Genomic DNA, 4,657 nt, shown 5'->3' with positions numbered 1-4,657 from the left:
CGCGTCACTGCCGGACACCCAAGTGCTCATGCTCACGTCGCACGACGACGACGAGGCGCTCTTCGCCTCCATCATGGCGGGCGCATCCGGCTACGTCCTCAAGCAGGTGCGCGGCAACGACCTCGTCGACGGCGTGCGCCGTGTCGCTGAGGGTCAGTCGCTGCTCGACCCTTCCGTCACCGCCGCCGTCCTCGAGCGGCTGCGCCGCGGACCGCAGGAGGACCAGCGCCTGGCCGGGCTCACCGATCAGGAGCGCAAGGTCCTCGAGCTCGTCGCCGACGGCCTCACCAACCGCCAGATCGGCACGAAGATGCACCTCGCCGAGAAGACCGTGAAGAACTACGTCAGCAGCGTGCTCGCCAAGCTCGGTCTCGCCAGCCGCACGCAGGCGGCCGTCTTCGTCGCCACCGAGGTCCGCCGCTGATCGCTGGGGCTAAAGACCTCCGCCGAACAGGTCGGACGCCCGCGGCGTCGATGCGCCTCCCCTAGCACCGTCGACCGAGACGGAGGAGGCGTCCATGCACATCCCGCACCGAGTGAAGCGCGCCGGCGACGACGGTTCGGCCGGTCCCCTGCTGCGAGCCGACGGCGTCCGCAAGGTCTACCGGAGCGGTGATGTGGAGGTGCCCGCGCTGCACGCGCTCGACCTCACGGTGGAGAGGGGCGAGCTGCTCGCCGTGATGGGCCCCTCGGGCTCCGGCAAGACGACGCTGCTCAACTGCCTGTCCGGCCTGGACGAGATCGACGCCGGGCACGTCCTCGTCGAGGGGCACGACCTGTTCGCGATGAGCGATGCCGAGCGCACGGACCACCGCGCCCGCACGATGGGCTTCATCTTCCAGGCGTTCAACCTCATCCCGGTCTTCAGCGCAGCGGAGAACGTCGAGCTGCCCCTGCTGCTCACCGGCGTGCCGCAGGTGGAGGCGCGCGAGCGGGCGCTGGCGATGCTCGCGCGCGTCGGTCTGGCCCACCGGGCCGAGCACAAGCCCAACGAGGTGTCCGGCGGTGAGCAGCAGCGCATCACGATCGCGCGCGCACTGGTCGGAAGGCCCGCGATCGTGTGGGCGGACGAACCCACGGGGAACCTCGACACGACGATGGCCGCACAGGTGATGGACCTGCTCTGCGAGCTCAACGCCGACGAGGGACAGACGATCGTCCTCGTCACGCACGACCCCGGCATCGGTCAACGCGCCAGCCGGTGCGTCACGATGGTCGACGGGCGGTTGGTCCGCGACGTCCGCCGGCCGGCGATCGACCTCACGGACGTCCCGGCCGTCCCGGCCATGTAGGCGGGTGCGGCATGTACCCCAACCTGACCGGTCCCCTCCTCGTCCTCGTCGGCGCGGGCCTCGGAGCCATCGCGTTCCTGCTCCTGCGGCGTCCGGTGCTGCGGCGCCTCGCCCTGCGCCAGGTCGCCCGGCGTCGCACCGAGGCGCTGCTCGTCGTCGGAGGCTCGGTCCTCGGCACCGCGATCATCGTCGGTGCTCTCGTCGTCGGCGACACGCTCGGCTTCAGCGTCCGGCAGACCGCCTACCGGACGCTCGGCCCCATCGACGAACGCGTCGTCAGCACCTCGTCCGGCATCGGCGCCCTCGCGGCGAACCGCCTGGTGGTAGACCTCGCGGGCGACCCCGACGTCGACGGCGTGCTCACCGCTCAGGTCGACCAGGCCGCCGCGACCCGCGGGTCCGGAGCGACGGCCGTCGCCGAGCCACGCGTGCTCGCCTGGGAGACGGACTACACCGCCGCGCGTCACTTCGGCGCGGCCGGCGGACCGTCCGGCCTCGCGATCTCCGCACCACCGTCGGGCCACGTGGTCATCAACGCGGCGCTCGCGTTATCGCTGTCCACCAAGGCCGGCGACCCCATCACGCTGTTCCTCTTCGGCCGCCCGCACCAGTTCTACGTCGACGCGGTCATCCCGACGGAGGGCCTCGCCGGCACGGGCTTCGGCTCGTCCGTGAACCGCAACGTCTTCCTGCCCGAGGGCACGTTCGCGCGCCTCTCGACCACGGCCGACGCGGACCCGCGCGTGGTGACGTTCGTGTCGAACACCGGCGGCGTGCAGCGGGGCAACCGGCTGACGGCGACCGTGACGGCGAAGATCCGCCAGGCGATCGGCACCTTCGGCCCCCAGCTCGACGTGCAGACGCCGAAGAAGGACGTGCTGCTGAACGCGCAGCGCACCGGTGATTCGCTGGGCGCTCTGTTCCTCATGATCGGCAGCTTCAGCATCATCGCCGGCGCCCTGCTGCTCGTGAACATCTTCGTGATGCTCGCGGAGGACCGGAAGGGCATGCTCGGCATGCTGCGCGCGACCGGCCTGCGTCGCAGCAGCCTGATCGGTGCGTTCGCCATCGAGGGAGCCCTCTACGCCGTCGCCGCGAGCATCGTCGGCGTCGGCCTCGGCATCGGAGTGGGCTGGGGCGTCTCGTTCATCGCCGCGCGCATCTTCAACAGCTGGTCCTTCGACGGCAACGGGCTCGACGTCACGTTCTCCGTAACCCCGACCAGCCTCGTCAACGGCGCCGCGCTCGGCCTGGTCATCGCGCTCGCGACGATCGTCGTCACGAGCATCCGGGTCAGCCGCATCAACATCATCGCCGCCATCCGCGACCTGCAGGTCACGCCGTCGACGGAGAAGAGCCGCCGCCGCGTCCGCTGGGCGACGAGCGCCGCTGCCCTGCTCGGCGTGCTGGCCGTCCCCGCGGTCGCCACGAGCCAGCCGGAGGCCACCTACGTCCTGCCCGCCCTCACGGCGCTTTGCCTCACCCCGCTCCTCGCGGAACGCCTCGGGCGCCGGCGCGGTCACACGCTCGTGGCGGGCTCGGTGGTCGTCTGGTCGCTCGTCGCCAACCTCGTCCGTCCCGCGATCTTCGACACCCCGTCGATGGCTGTCTACGTCATCCAGGGCACCCAGCTCGCGTTCGCGGCAGTCGCGCTCGTCACCGTCAACCAGTCGGTCGTGCTGCGGCCGTTCCGGCGGTTGATCGAGCGGTCCACGCCCGGCGGCCTTGCGGCGCGCATCGGCGTGGCCAACCCGCTCGTCAAGCGGTTCCGCACCGGTGCGACGCTCATCATGTACACGCTGATCGTCCTGGTCCTCGTGCTGCTCACCGAGATCGGCGGCATCATCCACAACAGCGTCGACACCCAGGTGGGCTACGCGACCGCGGGCTACGACGTCCGCGTGGACTTCAACCCCGACGCCGCGACGAGCGCTCCGGCGCAGCTGCTGACCGCCGGCCCCGCCGGGCGGGACGTGCTGGCGTCCACACCGCTCGTCTCTGCCCTCGCCCGCTCGACCGACCCGGGGAAGCGCACGACCGAGCCGATCGACACGCTCGTCGAAGGTGTGACGACGTCGGCCGTGCAGGGGATGGGGTTCAGCAAGCGACTCGCAGGGCTGACGACCGACGCCGCGGTCTGGGAGGCCCTCTCGCACCACCCCGACTACGTCGTGCTCGACCAGTTCTTCGCGGCCCAGGGCGGCCCCAACGGCCAGTTCTACCTTCCCGGTGACTCCTTCTCCGTGACCAACCCGGCCACGGGAGTCGCGGAGCGCAAGACGATCGCCGGCATCCTGCGCAGCGCAGTGGCGTTCTACTCGCCGATGCGTCCCGCATCGTTCCCGCTCATCACCAGCGCGGAGGCGGTGCGTCAGCAGTTCGGGGATGCGGTGACGGTGTCGAGCGCGCTGGTCAAGGTGCGCGCGGGCACCGCAGCCGAGGCAGCCTCCGCGTTGCAGGTGCAGCACCTCGCGGCCAGCCTCGTGGCCACCGACGTCGCGTCGACGGTGCGGCACATGTTCGACGCCAACGTCGCCTTCTTCCAGCTCATGCAGGGCTTCCTCGCGCTGGGCCTCGTCGTCGGCATCACCGGCCTCGGGGTCGTCATGGTCCGGGCCGTGCGCGAGCGCCGCCGCTCCATCGGCATCCTGCGGGCGCTCGGGTTCCGTGCGGGAACCGTCGAGCGCTCGTTCCTCATCGAGAGCGGGTTCATCGCCACCGAAGGCGTGCTGCTCGGCACGGGGTTGGGTGTCCTCACGACCTATGTGATGTATCGGAACGGCGCGATGTTCGAGGGCGTGCGCAACGGCTATCCCATCCCGTGGCTCACGCTCGCGGGCATGGCGGTGCTCGTCGTCGCGGCGTCGCTGGCGATGACGATCGGCCCGGCGCGGCGGGCGGCGAAGATCCTGCCGGCCATCGCCACCCGCGTCGCCGACTGATGCCGGCGAAGAAGGACGAAGGTCCCGCGGACACAGGGCCCCCGGACGATGCCAGGGGCTGCTCCCGTACCTAGCGTCGATGGCAGGGAACGACCCGACGTAGGAGAGACCATGACTGCGACCCTCAGCAACGACGAAGCCCTGCTGCTCGCGGCCGCGGAGCATGCGCGCCTCGCGCCGTCGGTGCACAACACGCAGCCGTGGAGCTTCCACCTGCGGGACGGTGCGATGGAGCTGCACAGCGACCCGGCCCGCGCGCTCGGCGCGCTCGACCCCACCGGACGGGAGATGACGATGTCGTGCGGCGCCGCCCTCGCCCAGCTCCGGCTCGCGCTGTCCGCGCAGGGTGCGCAGACCGAGGTCGTGGCCTTCCCCGACGCGAGTCGCCCGCACGTCGTCGCCCGGGTGCGCATCGTCGACCAC

At 71.2% G+C, this 4,657-nt stretch carries 3 protein-coding genes and 1 pseudogene; all 4 read left to right on the top strand.

Features of this window, described 5'->3' with window-relative positions; all coding sequences use genetic code 11:
• Nucleotides 1-424 (top strand): response regulator transcription factor (locus tag VHB92_RS12785; RefSeq protein ID WP_325454143.1); only part of this gene is annotated, 424 nt, incomplete at its 5' end.
• Between the two features lie 94 nt (nucleotides 425-518).
• Nucleotides 519-1,292, top strand: a complete 774-nt coding sequence (locus VHB92_RS12780) for an ABC transporter ATP-binding protein (protein WP_325454142.1) — start codon at nucleotides 519-521, stop codon at nucleotides 1,290-1,292.
• An 11-nt stretch (nucleotides 1,293-1,303) separates the two neighbouring features.
• Nucleotides 1,304-4,234 carry an ABC transporter permease gene (locus VHB92_RS12775; RefSeq protein ID WP_325454141.1) on the top strand — a complete coding sequence of 977 codons (2,931 nt, stop codon included), beginning with the start codon at nucleotides 1,304-1,306 and terminating at the stop codon, nucleotides 4,232-4,234.
• Between the two features lie 111 nt (nucleotides 4,235-4,345).
• Nucleotides 4,346-4,657 (top strand): annotated as a pseudogene (locus tag VHB92_RS12770) (hypothetical protein); the annotation flags it as partial.

Origin of the sequence: Humibacter sp., assembly GCF_035547335.1 — a bacterium.
Classification (GTDB): domain Bacteria; phylum Actinomycetota; class Actinomycetes; order Actinomycetales; family Microbacteriaceae; genus Humibacter.
This window is presented reverse-complemented; position numbering and strand designations above follow the sequence as displayed.